The organism is Planctomycetota bacterium, from assembly GCA_016235865.1.
Taxonomy (GTDB): Bacteria; Planctomycetota; MHYJ01; order JACQXL01; family JACQXL01; genus JACRIK01.
In genome coordinates this window covers 325,809-344,009 of sequence record JACRIK010000003.1, presented here as the reverse complement: position 1 = coordinate 344,009, position 18,201 = coordinate 325,809, and the positions used below count along the sequence as shown (strand labels likewise).

The following is an 18,201-nucleotide window of genomic DNA, read 5'->3' as shown; positions in this document are numbered from 1 at the left end:
TTAGGCGCTCCTTAATCAAGATAAATTCTCTTTATCCTTTTCAAACAGTTTCGGGTCGATATTGTCCTCGCCACCGCATTCCGGGGTGTAACAGGTGACGTTGGTAAACGCGCACTTGGCCTGGCAGGACGGGCAGGTCTCGGGCGGCTTGGCCGCCTCAAGCAGGTATTGGCACTGCGAACATTTCCATTTAATCATCTTTGACATATTGGCTTTATAGCAAATGCAAGGGGGAAAGTCAAGGAAAACTGCAACCACAGATAAACACAGATGAACGCGGAGCGACTGCGTCAAGCGAACACAGATTTTTATTAGTGTTAAATTCTTTGTGTCCTTGGTGTTCTTTGTGGTAAGCTATTTCTTTATGAGTAGTATCAAGCAGGAATTAGTCAATCGGATAATCAGCCAGGCCGGGTTGTCGCCCAAATACCTGGCCGCCTCGTTGGGCAAATCCGCCCGGCCGGAACTGGGCGATTATTCGTTGGCCTGTTTCCATCTGGCCAAGGACCAGAAGACCCCACCTGAGCAGATGGCCCAGAAAATCGCCGCGGCTATCAAGCCGGGCGGATTAATAGAAAAGGTTACGGTGGTCTACGGTTATGTTAATATCTTCCTCAATAACGCCAAGGTTATTGAGCTGGTCCTGAAGGAGGAATTGCAGATTCCGCAATCCGGACAGGGCCAGACCGTGGTGATTGATTATTCCTCGCCCAATATTGCCAAGCCGTTTGGTATCGGGCACCTCCGCTCCACAGTTATCGGCAACGCCATCTATAAGATTTATTCGGCCCTGGGATATAAATGTGTGGGCATAAACTATTTGGGTGATTGGGGCACTCAATTCGGGCATGTTCTAGATGGGTTAGGGGGCGGCCCAGTAACAGACCAGGAAATCAATAATATTACTGATAGAATTATCTCGGGAAAAATTAGTACTGTTGATTTTAGCAATCAATATTCCATTTCTGCTGTATCACCTGATTCTATCAGAAGAGAAAATGCTCGGAAGATTTTTCAGAGACTAGAAAGCAACGACCCGGTTATTAGGAAATTTTGGGTTTCCGCTAAAGAAGGAAGTATAAAAGAGTTTCAACGCATCTACGAACTGCTGGGCGTGGCCTTCGATGAGTATTCAGGCGAGGCAGATACCAATAAATACCTGGCCCAGACTATTACCGAGATAGAGAAAAAGGGCTTAACCGAAATCAGCGAGGGCGCACTGGTGGTGAAACTGGACAAATATAAGATGCCGCCCTGCTTGTTGCGCAAGAGCGACGGTGCTACGCTCTACGCGGCCCGGGACATTGCCGCGGCTATCCACCGCTATAATACCTACAAGTTCGATAAGCTGATTTACGTGGTCGGCGCGGACCAGAAGCTCCATTTCCGGCAGGTGTTCAAGGTCCTGGAGCTGATGGGCTATGACTGGGCCAAGGATTGCCTGCACGTGGATTTCGGCCTGGTCCGATTCAAGGGCGAGAAGATGTCCACCCGCAAGGGCACGGCCATATTATTGGAAGACGTGCTCAGCCAGGCCATAGAGCGCTCGGAGGCGCTGATGCAGGCGCGGAGCGCTGAACTGGCGGACAAGGTGGCGCCTGAAGAAACCAAAGGCGTGGCTAAGGCGGTCGGCATCGGCGCCATCATATTCAACGACCTCAAGAATAAGCGCATCAAGGATGTGGATTTTGACTGGGACCAGGTCCTGACCTTTGAAGGCGAGACCGGCCCGTATCTCCAATATACCCACACCCGATTGAGCAGCATATTGGGGAAATACGCCCTGACAAATGCGGAATACGGAATGCGGAATGCGAAATATGAATTATTAAACACCCCTGAGGAGGCCGTGCTGGTCAAGGCGCTCAAGGATTATCCGGATATTATCCGCCAGTCGGCCGAAGAATCCGAGCCGTCCATCCTGAGCAACTACCTGCTGACCCTGGCGTCGCTGTTTAACAAGTTCTATCAAATGCACCGGGTCATTTCCGATAACAAGGAACTCACCCAGGCGCGGATTGTCCTGGTGCAACGGCTGAAAGAGGTTTTTAACAAAGGGCTGGTTTTGCTGGGCATCACGCCGCTGGAGAAGATGTAGGAATAATTACGGAAATAACATGCCGAATAGTAGGCGAAATGTCCCTGGAATTAGATAATAGATCATATTGCCCTAAAATAAAACCGACCCCATTATTCGGGTGGCGGCTACCCGCTTCGGCACTTTGACCTACCCTCTGAGACGCCAAGAACCACCCGTTCAGGCGCCAATGGCTACCCATTAAGACGTCAATAGCCACCCCTTAATATATCTTTCACCACTCATTAATAGATAATTAGCCACTCGCTCATAGCCTTTTCACTACCCAGTGCCAGTAGTTTAGCCACCCCCTGAGACGCCAAGAGCCAGCCATTCAGACGCCAAAAGCCACCCATTAAGACGCCAAAACACCCTCATCGCCAGTATGGCAAGGGGGGAGGGGGTAGTACCCCCTGGGTGGGGGGTAGTAGGGTCTGAGCGTTTTTGGACCGGCCAATGTAGGATTTTACGACATTTTCACCGATTTAGCATGCGTCGACCGGGTAAAGTATGGCTATTTAAAGAATTTGCACAAAATTATCAGATTCTTGTCACAAATGGTACTTTTCAATCGCTTTAATATCAGGGGTATAATGTTGGTTCCTCGGTTTTGGTGAGTAGTCGGAGTAAGAGTTAGCCCAGTATGGATGAGAGTTTGTAATTTATTATCCGGCCAGATTATCATTTCCTATGACAGGCGGTTTCTTGTCGTTTGATTCTTTAGTTTCGGCAGGGGTGGTGTAGATTTTATCAATATCTTTAATCCCGGTGTCCTGGGCGATATCTGTCACCTGTCTGGTCAGGTCGTTTTTAATGCCGTCAAAACTATTCTTAAATTCCCGGTAGCCCTTGCCCAGGGCCCGGGTGATTTCAGGCAATTTCGCGCCGTATAAAAACAGGGCCAGGGCCAGGATGACCATCAGTTCAGTCGTGCCGATATTCATAATTATACAATACTAACAACATTCCATAGGTTTGTCAAATGTTTTCCTTGACCCCGGCAGGGATATTTATTTAACTGACTTAGATATGTGCGAATCCAATGTTTATCTCATCAAGAACGGCCGGGAGGAACTGGTTCTGGAATCCGTCAGCACGGTCAGGCCGCAAGGGAATAAACTGCTTCTGACCAGCATCCTGGGCGAAGAGAAGTCCGTTAATGCCCGGATTAAGGAGATAAGCCTGATGGACCATAAAATAATCCTGGAAGAAATATAGAGCCGCCTGAGATGCGATTATTTATTGCCATTACCCTTGAGAAGGCGATGCGGAAAAAACTCGCGGCGGTCCAGTCCGAACTGCAGAAGGCGCAGCCGGACATAAAATTGGTGGAGCCGGATAATATCCATCTGACCCTGAGGTTCTTAGGCGAGGTGGCCGAGGAGCAGTTGCCTGAACTGACTAAAGCTATTTCTATAGTCGAGAATTATCCGGTCTTTGAACTGGGTTTGAATGGCATCGGCGCATTTCCGGTCGAGCGGCATCCCAAGGTGGTCTGGGTCCGGGGCGTGGACGCCGGCAATACTCTGGACCAGATGTACACCGCGCTGGAGCAGGAGCTGTTGAATATCGATTTCCAGCCCGATGACCATAAGTTTTCGGCCCATATTACCCTGGGGCGCAATAAATCACCGAAATACAATAATGAATTCAGGAACCTGATGAATGAATACGCCGTCGAGGATTTCGGCCGGCAGCCGGTAACCAAGGTGTCGCTGCTTCGGAGCAACCTGACGCCAGCCGGGCCAATTTATACGAATATTCGTGATTTTAATTTAAAGTAATATACAATATATCCTAAATAGATTAAAGTAAGTCCCGGCAAAAACTGCCGGGATCTAATGGCGCCGATGGCGCCATAAGAGAGGATTAAATTATGGCAGAGACAACCACCAAAAAGCATGAACCCAAAGAGGACAACAAGAAGCTTGAAGCATTACAACAGGCAATTTCGCAGTTGGAAAAATCGTACGGCAAGGGCGCGATAATGCGTCTGGGCACCGGATTCAAGTCCGATGTTCCGAGCATTTCCACCGGAGCTTTGAGCCTGGATATTGCCCTGGGCGGACGAGGCGTACCCCGCGGCAGAATCGTAGAGGTCTTCGGGCCAGAAGCATCCGGCAAGACCACCTTATGTCTGCATATCGTGGCCAGCGCCCAGAAGTCGGGCGGTACCGCGGCATTTATTGACGTGGAACATGCCATGGACCCGACCTACGCCCAGAATATCGGGGTCAATTTGGATACCATGCTGATTTCTCAGCCGGACAGCGGCGAGCAGGCCCTGGAAACCGTGGAAACGCTGGTCCGGAGCAATGCCATGGACGTGATAGTGCTGGATTCGGTCGCGGCACTGGTGACTAAAGCGGAATTGGAAGGCGGTATGGGCGACCCGGTGGTCGGAGTGCAGGCCAGATTGATGTCCCAGGCGCTGCGAAAACTCACCAGCGCCATCAGTAAGAGCCAGACCTGCGTGATTTTTACCAACCAGCTGCGGGAAAAGATAGGTGTTTCCTGGGGCAATCCGGAAACCACGCCGGGCGGACGGGCATTGAAATTTTATTCCTCGGTCCGGTTGGATGTCCGCAAGATTGGCACGCTCAAGAATACCGCCGAAGAAGTCATCGGCACGCATGTGAAAGTGAGCGTGGTCAAGAATAAAGTGGCTCCGCCTTTCAAGAAGACCGAGTTTGACCTGATGCACGCCAGCGGCATTTCGCGCGAGGGCGATTTGATTGATTTGGGAATTACTGTCGGCGTGGTGGATAAGAGCGGCGCCTGGCTGGAATATAAAAAGGAGCGCCTGGGCCAGGGCCGGGAAAAGGCCAAGGATTTCCTGAAAGAGAATCCCAAGGTCTATGCCGAACTGGAAACCGAGATTAAGAAGCATTACGGCTTGATATAATAATAAGGGTAGATGCTTAACTCTATCCTGTCATTCCGTGCTTGACACGGAATCCAGTGTTTTAGTTTTCTGCTTTCACAGGAACGGTGCCTGGATTCCCGCTTTTGCGGGAATGACAAGCAGGGCAGGAATGACACATATAGAAACACGATGAAATTAGACGAAATCAGAAGTTTGTTCCTGGAGTTTTTCAAGGAGAAAGGGCACACGATAATACCGAGCGATTCGCTTATTCCCAGTTCCGGCGACCCATCGCTGCTGTTTACCGGCGCCGGGATGAACCAGTTTAAGAATTATTTCCTGGGCGCCACCGTGCCGCCGGCGCCCCGGGCCTGCTCATCCCAGAAATGCCTGCGTACTGTGGATATCGAGCGGGTCGGACGGACCTCGGCCCACCATACTTTCTTTGAAATGCTGGGCAATTTCTCCTTCGGCGATTATTTCAAGAAGGAGGCCATCCATTTTGCCTGGGAATTCCTGACCGGGAAACTGCAGATACCGCCGGAACGGCTCAGCGTCAGCGTTTACGAGGAGGACCAGCAGGCCTATGATATCTGGAACAAGGAGATCAAGCTGCCGGCCGCCCGGATATTCCGGTTCGGCGAGGACAATAATTTCTGGCCGGCCAACGCGCCCAGCGACGGGCCGAACGGGCCCTGCGGCTCGTGCTCCGAGATTTTCTACGACTTCGGCGAGAAATACGGATGCGGCCTGCCGACCTGCTCGATTGCCTGCGACTGCAACCGCTTCGTGGAAATCTGGAACCTGGTTTTTATGGAATTCGACCGTCAGGAGGGCGGCAAGCTGGTTCCCTTAAAGAAGAAGAACATTGATACCGGCATGGGCCTGGAGCGCATCACGGCCGTGATGCAGGGCGTGGTCTCCAATTTCGACACCGACATTTTCAAGCATCTCATCAAGCACATCGTTGATGTCATCAATGTGGAATATTCTTCGTCCGGCGAATCCGGCACGCGGATAAAACGGATTGCCGACCATATCCGGGCCTTGGTGTTCCTGGCGGCGGACGGGGTTTCGCCTTCCAACGAGGGGCGGGGCTACGTGGAACGCCGTATCCTGAGGCGGGCGGTCCGGGACGGCATAAATTTAGGCGTGAAAAAACCATTCCTTTATAAACTTGTTTCCCCGGTGGCGGAGATGATGGGCAAAGCCTATCCGGAATTGAAAGACAAACACGCCCACATCGCCCGGGTCATTAAGGCCGAAGAGGAAAAATTCCTGGAGACCGTGGAATCGGGCATCAAACTGCTGGATGAAATTACGGCCAAGCTGAAATCCGCCGGCAGCAAGACCTTTCCGGGCGCTGAGGCCTTCAAATTATACGACACCTACGGATTTCCGGTCGACCTGACCGAATCCATCCTGCACGAAAAGGGGATAAAGCTGGATATTACCGGATACGAGAAAGCGTTGGCCGAGCAGAAGGAGCTTTCCCGGTCCGGCTCCAAGATTGCCTCGGAGATATTCGCCCGGACCGAGATTGATGAGATCCGGAATATCCTCAAGGAAACAGTTTATCTGGGCGACCAGACGCTTTCATCAGACGTGACTATCGAAGCCATTTTGATGGACGGAAAACTGATGCAGGCCTATCCGGCGCCGGATATGTCCGATTCCCAAAAAGAAAAATCCCAAGAGAAAATCCAGTGGGATATTCCCAACCAGGATATCGTTATTATCACGGACCAAACCCCGTTCTACGGCGAATCAGGCGGCCAGGTGGGCGATACCGGCTGGTTAAAAGCGGACGGAGTTGAAATAGAGGTTACCGACGCCCAGAAAATGGAGAAGTACATTCTGCACATCGGCCGGCTGAAAAACGGGTCGATAAAGGCCGGGATGAAAATAAAGGCCGAGGTCAACGCCGAGCGCCGGCAGGCGATTGCCTGCAATCATACGGCCACCCATCTGCTGCACTACGCCCTGCGGAACGTTATCGGCTCAACCGTGGAGCAGTCCGGCTCGCTGGTGCTGCCGGAGCGGCTCAGGTTTGATTATTCTTTGCCCAAGGCGCCTTCGGACAGCGAACTCCAGGCCATCGAATCATTGGTTAACCAGCGCATCCGGGGCAATGCCAACGTGTCGGTCAAAATAATGTCCCAGGCCGAAGCCCGGAAACTCGGGGCCATGGCCCTGTTCAGCGAGAAATACGGCGATACCGTCCGGGTCCTGGTTATCGGCGACTACAGCCGGGAACTCTGCGGCGGCTCGCATATAAAACAGTCCGGCGAAATCGGCTATTTCAGGATTGTCTCGGATTCCTCCATCGGCTCGGGCCTGCGCCGGATTGAGGCCGTCACCGGCCCGGAAGCCCTCAAATATACCCACGAACTGGAAAAGACGCTGGCGCACGGCGCCCAGTTGTTGCAGACCACCGCGCATCAGGTGCCCCATAAAATCAAGCAACTGGCGGAAAAACTGGAACAGGCCCAGGCCCAGCTGGAGAAACACCACAAGCAGGAAAACAAGGAGATTGCCAGAACCCTCCTGGATCGGGCCACACATATTACGAGCCCGGGCGCCGGAATCAAAATCGTTGCCGAGGTGCTGGAGAATAAATCGGTCGAAGACCTGCGCGCCATTACCGACTACCTGAAAAACAGCGGCGAAACGGTGATTACGCTGTTGGGCGCCGCCACGGACGGTAAGGTCAACCTGATTCTGATGATGACGCCAAAATTATGCCGGGACGATTTTAATGCTATCACGCTGATAAAGGAGATTGCCGTGATTATTGAAGGCAACGGCGGCGGCCGGAAAGACATGGCCCAGGCCGGCGGCAAGCGGCCGGATAAATTAGCCGAGGCCTTAAACCGGTTTTCTGATATTATAAATAAGAATCTCAAAACGGCGGCGGCAAAATGAAAATTACGTTAAACGGCAATAGCAAAGAGACAGACCGCGACATTACGGTTACGGCGCTGCTGGAGTCCATAACACTTAAACCGGAAACCGTGGCCGTGGAATTAAATCTTGCCATTGTTCCTAAAAATGAGTATGATACCAGGCGCCTGAAAGAAGGCGATAAGATTGAAATAATATCATTTGTGGGCGGTGGATAAGCCGCGGAGTCAATATGGATAAGACATTGAAAATCGGCAAATACGAATTCAAATCTCGGCTGTGCGTCGGGACCGGCAAATACCCGACCTTCCAGCTGATGAAGGAAGCCCTGGAGGCGTCCGGCGCCGACTGCGTCACGGTGGCGGTCCGGCGCGTCAACCTGACCGACAAATCAAAGGAATCCCTGTTGGATTACGTTGATCCCAAGCGCTATAAAATACTGCCCAATACGGCCGGCTGTTATACGGTGGACGAGGCGGTCCGGACGGCCCGGCTGGCCCGCGAGGTGGGACTGTCCGATATGATTAAGCTTGAGGTCATCGGCGACGAGAAGACGCTTTATCCTGATTTAAGCGGCCTAATCGAGGCCACTAAAATACTGGTCAAAGAGGGATTTACGGTCCTGCCTTACACATCGGATGATTTGGTCACGGCTCTGAGGCTGCAGGATGCCGGCGCGGCCTGCGTCATGCCCCTGGGCGCGCCCATCGGCTCCGGACTGGGGCTGACCAACCCGATGAATATCCGGATAATCGTCAGCCGGATGAAGGTGCCGGTGATTGTCGATGCCGGCGTCGGCACGGCATCGGATGTGGCCGTGGCCATGGAATCCGGCGCGGACGGCGTCCTGCTTAATACCGGCATTGCCCTGGCCAAAGACCCGGTGATGATGGCCCGGGCCATGAAACTGGCCTGCGAGGCCGGCCGGTTATCTTATCTGGCCGGGCGCATACCCAGGAAATACTTTATAGCTGAAGCTTCTTCTCCCAGGGAGGGGAAGATAAGTTAAAATAGTATAATGAATATCCCGATATTCATCGGGATGTAAGAGACAGGGACTAAGCGAAGCGTGACTCCGAGCACACGAAGTGCGCGCAGGTCAACTTCTAAATGGCTAACTGTCTCTAACAAAGGAGTATTTATGAAACTGAACAAAACGTACGGTCTGCTGGCAGGCGCCATGGTGGCGTCTGCGCTATTATTTGCCGGATGCAAAGCCGGGGCCGCCCAGCCGCCGGCGCCTCCCACCCCTGTACCGGTTGTCAAAGAGGCGCCCAAGGCGCCGATGCCGGCTGACGCCCAGGGGCTTCTCAAATACGCCGCGGAAAACTCACTCTCCGCCAAGAGCGTCTCTTCGGAAATACTGATGGATATCGAAATGATGGGCATGAAAATGAACCTGACTTTTGACATTGAAAAATGCGACAATCTCACCTACACCAGCGGCGAATTCATGGGCATGCGCTTCGAGGCCTATTCGGACGGCAAGAACATGGCCATGATGGAACCGATGACCAAGCGATGGGCCCGCGTGCCGCCGGAACAGAAGGATATGATGACGTCACTGGAACAGGTCCAGCGCAAGATATACGGGGAGCACCTCAAGGACGCCGCCTTTGCCGGCCAGGATAAGATACAGGACAAGGCCTGCCGGATTATCGGGGCGTCGGTCAATCCCGAAGCCTTCAATAACCTGCTGGCCGGGCAGAATAACCCGATGATGGCCGGACTGGACGTCAAATTCAACAGCGCGTCATTAAAGATATGGGTGGAAAACGACACCGGTTTGATCTGCAAGTCCATTCTTATTATGGAAGCGACCATGACCGGCGATATCCCGGGCATGCCCGGCGGAATAGAGGGCGGGAAACTTGACATTGAAGACGAGGAGGCCGCTGACTCCAAGCCGCCGACGACCAAGCCGGAGGAGCTAAAGCCCGAAGCGCCAAAGATGACCAAGATAAAATACGAGATAGAGGTCAATAATTCCGACTACAACAAGGTCGCTCCGATTGTTATTCCGCTTGAGGTAAAGGCATTGCTGGAAACGCCCGTTGTCGAACCGGCGAATAAATAAAACGGTATAAACCGCTGATTTAAGAGACGGTAACCACAGATTTCGCAGCCCTTTGCAAAGCAATGGTCGGTAGTCTTTAGCCAGTGGCTAAATGCGTACCGGGTACTTACACCGATTAAAATCTGTATTATCTGTGGAATCTGTGGTAGATATTGTATTTACATGGTGATTATCCCTGTTTCGACATCAAACCGAACGGAACTCATTGACATCACCGGCCTGGTCAAAGAGGCGGTCAGGAAGAACAAATGGGTTGACGGGGTTCTTTATATCCATGTTCCGCATACCACGGCCGGCGTGACCATCAACGAACATGCCGACCCGGCGGTCCGGGAAGACATCATTGAAGCGCTCAACAAGCTCATCCCGGTCCGTAGTTCGTACCGGCATAGCGAGGGTAATTCAGACGCGCACATCAAGACATCTCTTATCGGCTCGTCGGTTATGGTCAGCGTGGAAGAGGGCAGATTGGTTCTGGGCCGATGGCAGGGTGTTTTCTTCTGCGAATTTGACGGCCCGCGCCGGCGGGAAACTTATCTCAAATTTATAGTGGCATCGGCCTGACAACAAGGATTTATTTCATCCAGAGTTTTATCAGCAGAAATCCGCCAACCAGCAGGACGACGAATATAATAGTAAGCAGGTTAAAATAGCGGTCGATGAAGCGCTTGGCCGGCGCGCCGCCGAACCGGATGATGGTGGCCACGATAAAGAACCGGGCTGAACGGCTTAATATTGATGCCAGAATGAAAATCCATAGATTAATTCTGCAGACCCCGGCCGCGATGGTGAAGACCTTATACGGTATCGGCGTGAATCCGGCAATGGCCACGGCCATAAAGGCGTTGTCCTGATACATACAGCTGATTTTGTCGAACGCCTCCTGTAGGTTGTAGAGGTTGACGACGTAACTGCCCACGGTTTCATAGAGCCCGTAGCCGATATAATATCCGATGACTCCGCCCAGGACCGAGCCGACCGAGCATATCAGGGCGTAGCGGAACGATTTGGTTGGGATGGACAGCCCCAGGGCGATTAAGAGGATGTCAGGCGGAATCGGGAAGAATGATGATTCGGCAACGGCCAGGACGAACAGAGCCCAGGCGCCCCAGGGCGAATTGGCCCAGGATAAAACCCAGTTGTATAATTTTTTGAGCGGATTGGTCACGGTATTAAATCGTTTCCCTCAGGGCTTCTTCTATCGGTGAAACTCCGGCGGCGACCTTGCCCAGGGCGTCATAACGCATCGGCGTCATCCCGGCGGCCAGGGCCTTCTGCTTGATGACGTTGGCATTGGCCGATTTGACAATCATCTCCCTGATTTCGTCGGTGACCACCAGGGTTTCAATGGTGGCAATCCGTCCCATATAGCCGCTGTGCATGCATTTATTGCAGCCGCGGGCCTTGGGTACGGTCTTGGGAATATTGGTGATGCCGGCTTCCTTGAATAATCCGGCCACCTCCGGCGAGGTGGGCTGGGTTTCCTTGCAGTGCTCGCACAGCCGGCGCATCAGCCGCTGGGCCACGACCAGCTGGACGGACGAGGCAATCAGGAACGGCTCGCCGCCCATGTCAATCAGCCGGGTGACGGCGCTGACCGCGTCGTTGGTATGGAGCGTGCTCAGGACCATATGGCCGGTCAGGGCGGCCTTCATGGACATATTAAGCGTCTCGGTGTCCCTGATTTCACCGAGCATAATCACGTCCGGGTCCTGCCGGAGGATGAATTTCAGGGCCGAGGCAAAGGTCAGTCCGGCTTCCTGGTGGACCTGGACCTGGTTAATCAGGTTCATCTCGTATTCCACCGGGTCTTCGACCGTGATGATATTCAAGTCCGGGGAATTGATATAGGCCAGCGCGGAATAAAGCGTGGTGGTCTTGCCCGAGCCGGTTGGGCCGGTAACCAGAATCATCCCGTAGGGCAGGTCCAGCGCCTTTTTTATGTGGTTCAGGTTCTGCTCGGTGAAGTTGAGATTTTCCAGTTTGACATTTAGATTGCCCTTATCGAGGATGCGGATGACAATCTTTTCGCCGTGCCGGGTGGGCAGAGACGAGACGCGCAGGTCCACCTCGCGGCCCTCGAAGACGATTTTAATCCGGCCGTCCTGGGGCAGTCTGCGTTCGGCAATGTCCATCTTGGACATGATTTTAAATCTGGAAATCAGGGCCGACTGGATGGAGCGGGGCAGGCCTTCCTGCTCGGCCATGATGCCGTCCACCCGGTAGCGGATGCCGATCATCTTGGCGCGCGGCTCGATATGGATGTCGCTGGCCCTTTTCCGGATGGCCGTGGCCACGATGTGGTTGGCCAGTTTGATAATCGGGGTTTCGTCTATCTCCGGCGCGCCTTTGCCCTGGGCTACCGGTTCGGTGGAGATGACAATCTCGTCTCCGGAACTGCCCGCCCCGGGCAGGTGCGCCAGGTTCTCGGACGGGATATTCTGTTCCGGCAGCATCTCCTGGATGGTCTTTTCCTTGCTGTAATATTGGTTGATGGCGGTGAGGATGTCTTTTTCATCGGACATGACCGGAATAACCTCGCACTTGGAGACCAGGGCGATATCGTCCAGCGCCATCAGGTTGAACGGGTCGGCGATGGCCACGGTGAGCAGGTTGTTTATCAGCGAAACCGGGATAAGGAGATACTGGCGGCATTTCTTTTCCGGTATTTTGACGATGGCGTCCTGGTCGATCTGGTAATCCTGGAGCCGGATCATCGGGAATCCGAAGCAACTGACCATGGCCGCCCGCATGTCATCCTCGGTCATCATCTTCAGGCCTATCAGGGCCTCCTTGAGCGATGTTTTCTTGTCGGCCTGGTGGTCGTAGGCGGCTAACAGCTGTTCCTCGGTCAGGAATTTTTCCTTGACCAGGACCTGCCCGATTTTCTTGTCTGCTAATGCCATATATTATTGGTGTATCGCGCTTTCAGTATGGAACGCAAATTCAACTTCGTCCACCTTTTCAGCGTGGGAAGGTTTGCTGCGGTGATAAAGTTTTTCCCAGGAATGGGCCAGCTGGATGGTGAATAATTGCCGGGCCATCATGAATTCATCCTCGCTGACCAGGACCAGGGCTTCTTTGAATACTTTCTCTGTTGTCGGTTTCTTCTCGTCGGGTGTGGCATCCGGCGTTGGCAGTGCCGGGTTGATTTGTGGCTCCGGAACTGTTGGGGCCGGTTGCGGAATTTCAGGCCGGACGATTTCTTCGCCCCTGACAATTGGTTTTTCTTCCGGAACAGCCCGGGCGGCAACGACAGTTTTAGAAGGCGTAACCTCTTGGGGTTGTTTTGCCTTTTCTACGGAACTCTCATTAATGGGAACTTCGACCGAAGGAAGTCCCGCAGGGGCGTTAGAATCCGGATATAAATAGGGAGCCACATCCACGGGTTGGGGCTCCTCAGGCAGGATTTCTATATTTTCATCCGGGGATGTTTCCTGCGAGGCCAGCAAATCCCGGATGTCTATCAGGCAGGTATCATATCCGTTAATCTCGGCGAGTTCTGGCTTTTGCTGGGCCGGCTGGACTGATTCCTGCGCCGGAAGTGGTTGCGGCTGAGCCTCCGGGGCAGATTCTGCTTTCGCGGCCGGTTTTACAGTCGCGTGTTCGCTATCGCGGTCACTGCGGTGTTCTTCAATAGTCCCGCCCAGAAAAAATTCTTTTTTATCTTCGGGTTCAGGAGTCGCTTCAGTTGCTTGGGGCGCCGGCGTTTCCGGAGGTTTTTCTGCAACCGCGGCTGTTGGAGCCGGCGCGGCCTGAGAAGCCGGCGGCTCGGGGAACTGTAATTCCTCAATCTTAAATACCGATGTTTCTTCGCCGACACGCGGACCCTGGGCCGGGGCCGGTTTTGCGGAAGTATCAGGCGCGGCGTTTTCCTGGCCGGTCGGCTCGGGACTGGCGGGCGCTGTCTCGGTGGCAGTGTCAGCCGGAGTTTCCCGGGCGCCGTCCTGAGCATGGGGATAATAAAACTTGACCATTTCCGAAAATTCGCTCTGCTTGCACAGAATGGTTTTTACCTTCAGCCCGGTCTGGGCCTTGATTTCTTCCACGGCATTGGTGTCGTAAGGGTCGGTGACGGCCAGCATCAGCATTGAACCTATTTTGTCAACCGGTATGACCCGGTGTTTGATGACCAAATCAACGGGCACGGATTGGATGGCCGTCTTGGGCAGGCCGTATTTGTTGAGTTTGATGTAAGGGATACGGCAATGGCGGGCAAAGGCGGACAGGAGCTGCTCTTCGGTGACGAAATTATTTTCTATCAGAATCTCGCCCAGCAGTTTCCGTTTCTGGACGGCCTTGTCCTGGGGACCGGAAGAAACGAAGGATTTCTGCTGGAGCGCCAGGGCTTTTTCCAGGTTTTCCCGGGAAATCATATTATACTGGAGCAGCACCTCGCCCAATTTGCCGATGCGGATAACCGTGCTCTCGGAGGTGTTGATCTTGGCTGTGTCTTTAGTTAGCGGAGCTGGTTTTCTGGCTCCAGCCAGCGGGGCCTTATTGGGCGGCGCGACCGGCCGGGCCGGCAGTTTATGCCCGGGTTTGCCCTGAACCGGCTCCAGCGGCTCTAACGGTATGAGCTTGTCCTTTTTCTTGAACCAGTTGAAGAGCATATAATTTTTTTACCCCGCACATAATCCAACGCTTTAAATACGGAGTTATTTTAAAGTTTTAGCTTAGATTTTTCTCAGCCGGATTTTTCCTTTGAGTTATGTACGGGGCGAGTCTTAATTATCTTAATCAATTCCCCGGCCGGAAGAAGCGGCAGGACTTCGATGGAAGTCACCTTCTGGCGGATGGAGGAATTGGTCATAATTGTTTTGGAGATATTGAGATTCTCGAACGAGGTAATGCCAACGGTCATCTTGGTCGGGTTATTTTTGTCCGAGCCGGGCGAATCTGGAGAGTTTCCTTCCATTATCAGGGTTACCCGGAATGCATGCCAGGGGTGTTTCTTTTTCTCGGAACAGGCCTTCCAGACCTCGTTGATTGCTTCGGTCAGGTCCCTGGTTTCCTTGTCCGGGAATCCCAGCCACTGCGATTGCGATTTGACCAGTGATTCCAGCCAGAGTATATTATCGGCCGAATCGGATAATTTAACTTCTATCACCCTGGGCCGGCGGGACAGGAAGGCCTTGACCTTGCCTTCTTTATCGGCCGCGAAATAGGTGTTGCAATACTGGCAGCGGTATTTGGCCGGCCGGGCGATTTCCAGGACCGCCTTGCAGGACGGGCACTGGAACTTGGCCGGGAAAATTTGTTTGGTGGTTTCCTTGAAACGCTCGTTGTCCTTGAAACTGCCCAGGGCGTCCTTGTCGGTATTGAAAACCTCCAGCACGCTGTTTATCCCGATCAGGTCCAGGGTTTTCCAGATATTGGGCGGGATATGGGAGAGTTTGATGTCGCCGCCGCTGTCCCGGTATTTCTTGTAATACTTGATTAATAATCCGGTGCCTGAAGACGAGATGTATTTCAGCTCGGCCAGGTTGATAATCAGCCGCTTGGCGTTCTGCTCCAGGAGCTCGCTCAGGGCGTCCTCGAATTGCTGGTGCGTGGTGATGTCAATCGTGCCCCTCAGTTTCAGGACCGTGCAGTATTTCCCGCCGTTGGACGGGTCCTTTATGCCGAGAGGAATACTCTGTTGTTCAAAATCTAATAGATTCATAACTTCAGATGTAAAACCCGTGAACCTGCCTGCCGGCAGGCAGGTTATAGACAGCAATATAGATAATTAATTATATGAAAAAGCGCCGAAAAAGTCAATAGTTTTGGCGGTTTAATAGTAAAAAGTTCCTATTTTCTTGGTTTCCTGTTAAACAGGTGGTATAATTTCTGTAGATACTATAAATTTGTGGCGAATCCCGACAAAAACTGCTCCCGAAATAAATTCGGGACAGGCGGGATAAAACTTCCCGCCGTTGGCGGGGAATCTAAAAGGAGTGTTATATGGACTTTGAATTGACCGAAGAACAATTGGCCATGCAGAAGATGGGGCGCGACTTCGCCCAGAAGGAAATCCTGCCCATCATGGACCAGGACGAAAAAGAGCACCGTTTCCGGCCGGAAATCGTCCGCAAGATGGGCGAGCTGGGCTTCTTTGCCGGCATCATCCCCGAGGAATACGGCGGCACGGCCAGCCCGACCGGTATGCTGGATACGCTGGTCATCTGCGAGGAAATCGCCCGGGTCAGCGCCTCCTACGGACTGCCCTTTAACATGCAGACCATCGGGCCGGGCACGGTCATCCTCAAATGGGGCACCGAGGAGCATAAGAAAAAATACCTGCCCAAACTCGTGTCCGGCGAATGGATGGGCTGTTTCGCCATTACCGAACCTAATTCCGGTTCGGACGTGGCCTCAATGAAATCACTGGCCGTGGACAAGGGCGACCACTATTTACTTAACGGCACCAAGACCTGGATTTCCAATGCCCAGGTGGCTGACATCGGTATCGTCTATGCCTACACCGACCCGGCCGCCAAACACAAAGGAATGTCCGCCTTTGCCGTGGAAATAAAGAACATTAAGGGTATCACCACCAAGCCGATTGATACCAAGTTGGGCCTGCACTCAGCCCCGACCGGTGAGATTATCTTTGAGGATGCCAGGATTCCCAAGAGCGCGCTGTTAGGCAAACCAGGGGACGGATTCAAGATTTGTATGGGTATGCTGGACAACACCCGTCTGAGTTGTTCCTGCCGGGCGGTCGGCGTGGCCCAGGGGGCGCTAGACGCCTCGGTTAAATATGCCAATGAACGCGAGCAGTTCGGCAAGAAAATCGCCGAGTTTGAGATGGTCCAGGACCAGATTGCCGAGATGTTTATTGAAATTCAGGCCGCCCGTCTGCTGGTGCACAAGGCCGCGTATCTGAAAGACAAGGGTGTGCGCAATTCGTTGGAAGTGTCAACCGCCAAATACTTTGCGGCCGAGACCGCGGTCCATGCCACGGGACTGGCCGTCAAAATCTTCGGCTCTTACGGATTTTCATCCGAGTACCCGGTGGAACGGATGTTCCGGGACGCCAAGTCGTTCCAGATAGTCGAAGGAACGTCCAATATCCAGAAGGTGATTATTTCTTCGGCTGTCTTAGGAAAGAAATAACTCGGCACAATAATGCAAAACCCCCCGTCCCCTCCGTACGGAGGGGAACGAGGGGGATTTTAATCAGTGTAAGCTGCTTGTCCCGTTATCACGAATGCTTTCAGGGTAATCGGGGGTGTGCTTACATCACATACCCGAGGATATAAATTACTAACTCCGTGGAATTCACCCCAGCTACATATGCCTGCCAAAGCAACGTCCTATCAGCCGCCACCGGCATCAGCACAGATGCGCCGTTAGAGATTCCCGGCGCATTCACCGGCGGAGCCCCGACTTGCAGGGCATATTCCGCGCCCAACTGACGAAAGATGTATGCCATCATCCCGCCATCGGTATAACTCTGGGTGATACAGGCGATTGAAACGATAACTCCTTTAGTGCCCACCGGAATAATTGTAGACAGGTCCACGCTGGCCGGCACGGTCGTTGAGGTAATCCCGCCCTGGTCCAGCGCTGTCTGAGGCGTTGGAAACATAGTCAGCGTATCCCCGCCGCCCACGCCCGGTGCTAACTTGGCCGCTGTGACTGCCCCGTTCTGTATTTTTTCCGTGATTACGCTGTCTACTGCCAACTGGCTACTGCCTACTGCCGAAGATGCAATCTTTGGCGTTGTCACCGCGCCAGCCGCTATCTTATCCGTTGTCACGGCATTGGCCTGCAATTCACTTACGCCGATGGCGTTGGCTGCAATCCGGCTGGCCGTAATAGTATTGGTGGCAATCTTGGCGTTGGTTATCTCGCCGTCCTTGATTTTGTCACGGGTCACAGAATTATTCTGCAACTTGGCTTCGCTTACCGATGCGTCCGCGATTTCCACCGTGGCAACGGGCGGGGTCAGCGGTCTGCCCAGCACGCCATCGCTGATTTTATCCTTGGTGATGGTCCCGTCCGCAATCTTAACGCCCGTTATTGCTCCGTCAATAATCTTGGCTGTTGATATTGACCGGTCGGCCATCTTGTCTAAGGTCACGGCCTTATCGCCGATTTTATCGGTCTTGACCGCCCCGTCCTTGATTTTGTTGGTCGTCACCGAATTATCAGCCAGTTTGCTTTCGGTTACCGCATAACTGGCGATATTCGGGGTTTTTACTTCGTTTGGTTTTAATGACATAATTCAAATCCTTTCACCACAAAGGCACAAAGGACACAAAGTTGAGCGCCTTATTTGCCTTGTGG

At 53.0% G+C, this 18,201-nt stretch carries 17 protein-coding genes; 10 read left to right on the top strand and 7 right to left on the bottom strand.

What is annotated here, in order from left to right:
• Positions 1-15: 15 nt before the first annotated feature.
• Positions 16-198 (bottom strand): hypothetical protein, encoded by a 183-nt coding sequence (locus tag HZA49_03015; protein MBI5778409.1) that lies wholly within the window; start codon positions 196-198, stop codon positions 16-18.
• A 166-nt stretch (positions 199-364) separates the two neighbouring features.
• Here HZA49_03015 and argS point away from each other — a divergent pair, with 166 nt between their 5' ends.
• Positions 365-2,098 carry an arginine--tRNA ligase gene (argS, locus tag HZA49_03010; protein ID MBI5778408.1) on the top strand — a complete coding sequence of 578 codons (1,734 nt, stop codon included), beginning with the start codon at positions 365-367 and terminating at the stop codon, positions 2,096-2,098.
• A gap of 644 nt (positions 2,099-2,742) precedes the next feature.
• Here argS and HZA49_03005 read toward each other — a convergent pair.
• Positions 2,743-3,024 carry a twin-arginine translocase TatA/TatE family subunit gene (locus HZA49_03005; GenBank protein ID MBI5778407.1) on the bottom strand — a complete coding sequence of 94 codons (282 nt, stop codon included), beginning with the start codon at positions 3,022-3,024 and terminating at the stop codon, positions 2,743-2,745.
• Positions 3,025-3,106: 82 nt separating this feature from the next.
• Here HZA49_03005 and HZA49_03000 point away from each other — a divergent pair, with 82 nt between their 5' ends.
• From HZA49_03000 to HZA49_02965, 8 genes are all read left to right on the top strand, one after another.
• Entirely contained in the window at positions 3,107-3,295 is a 189-nt protein-coding gene (locus HZA49_03000) for a CooT family nickel-binding protein (protein ID MBI5778406.1), read from the top strand.
• A gap of 11 nt (positions 3,296-3,306) precedes the next feature.
• Complete coding sequence (thpR, locus tag HZA49_02995) at positions 3,307-3,861, top strand: RNA 2',3'-cyclic phosphodiesterase (GenBank protein ID MBI5778405.1); 555 nt, start codon at positions 3,307-3,309, stop codon at positions 3,859-3,861.
• Positions 3,862-3,953: 92 nt separating this feature from the next.
• Positions 3,954-4,982, top strand: a complete 1,029-nt coding sequence (gene recA / locus HZA49_02990; protein ID MBI5778404.1) for a recombinase RecA — start codon at positions 3,954-3,956, stop codon at positions 4,980-4,982.
• 150 nt (positions 4,983-5,132) lie between these two features.
• The gene (alaS, locus tag HZA49_02985; protein ID MBI5778403.1) at positions 5,133-7,868 is read left to right on the top strand and encodes an alanine--tRNA ligase; all 2,736 of its coding nucleotides are present in this window, start codon (positions 5,133-5,135) and stop codon (positions 7,866-7,868) included.
• Positions 7,865-8,065, top strand: coding sequence for a sulfur carrier protein ThiS (gene thiS, locus HZA49_02980; protein ID MBI5778402.1), 201 nt, complete (start codon positions 7,865-7,867; stop codon positions 8,063-8,065). The genes alaS and thiS overlap by 4 nt, the downstream gene beginning before the upstream one ends.
• A 14-nt stretch (positions 8,066-8,079) precedes the next feature.
• Positions 8,080-8,856, top strand: a complete 777-nt coding sequence (locus HZA49_02975) for a thiazole synthase (GenBank protein ID MBI5778401.1) — start codon at positions 8,080-8,082, stop codon at positions 8,854-8,856.
• Between the two features lie 132 nt (positions 8,857-8,988).
• Complete coding sequence (locus HZA49_02970) at positions 8,989-9,924, top strand: hypothetical protein (protein MBI5778400.1); 936 nt, start codon at positions 8,989-8,991, stop codon at positions 9,922-9,924.
• A gap of 162 nt (positions 9,925-10,086) precedes the next feature.
• The gene (locus HZA49_02965) at positions 10,087-10,488 is read left to right on the top strand and encodes a YjbQ family protein (protein MBI5778399.1); all 402 of its coding nucleotides are present in this window, start codon (positions 10,087-10,089) and stop codon (positions 10,486-10,488) included.
• A gap of 10 nt (positions 10,489-10,498) precedes the next feature.
• On the opposite strand, the gene HZA49_02960 is transcribed toward HZA49_02965, so the two are convergent.
• From HZA49_02960 to HZA49_02945, 4 genes are all read right to left on the bottom strand, one after another.
• On the bottom strand, positions 10,499-11,092 hold the full coding sequence (locus HZA49_02960; protein ID MBI5778398.1) for a DedA family protein: 594 nt from the start codon (positions 11,090-11,092) through the stop codon (positions 10,499-10,501).
• Positions 11,093-11,096: 4 nt separating this feature from the next.
• Positions 11,097-12,830 carry a Flp pilus assembly complex ATPase component TadA gene (gene tadA, locus HZA49_02955; protein MBI5778397.1) on the bottom strand — a complete coding sequence of 578 codons (1,734 nt, stop codon included), beginning with the start codon at positions 12,828-12,830 and terminating at the stop codon, positions 11,097-11,099.
• A gap of 3 nt (positions 12,831-12,833) precedes the next feature.
• Positions 12,834-14,537 carry a hypothetical protein gene (locus tag HZA49_02950; protein ID MBI5778396.1) on the bottom strand — a complete coding sequence of 568 codons (1,704 nt, stop codon included), beginning with the start codon at positions 14,535-14,537 and terminating at the stop codon, positions 12,834-12,836.
• 74 nt (positions 14,538-14,611) lie between these two features.
• Complete coding sequence (locus HZA49_02945; GenBank protein MBI5778395.1) at positions 14,612-15,589, bottom strand: STAS domain-containing protein; 978 nt, start codon at positions 15,587-15,589, stop codon at positions 14,612-14,614.
• A 281-nt stretch (positions 15,590-15,870) separates the two neighbouring features.
• Between HZA49_02945 and HZA49_02940 the strand changes: the two genes are divergently transcribed.
• On the top strand, positions 15,871-17,025 hold the full coding sequence (locus tag HZA49_02940; protein ID MBI5778394.1) for an acyl-CoA dehydrogenase family protein: 1,155 nt from the start codon (positions 15,871-15,873) through the stop codon (positions 17,023-17,025).
• Between the two features lie 121 nt (positions 17,026-17,146).
• Here HZA49_02940 and HZA49_02935 read toward each other — a convergent pair whose 3' ends face one another.
• The gene (locus tag HZA49_02935; GenBank protein MBI5778393.1) at positions 17,147-18,136 is read right to left on the bottom strand and encodes a hypothetical protein; all 990 of its coding nucleotides are present in this window, start codon (positions 18,134-18,136) and stop codon (positions 17,147-17,149) included.
• Between the last annotated feature and the right edge of the window lie 65 nt (positions 18,137-18,201).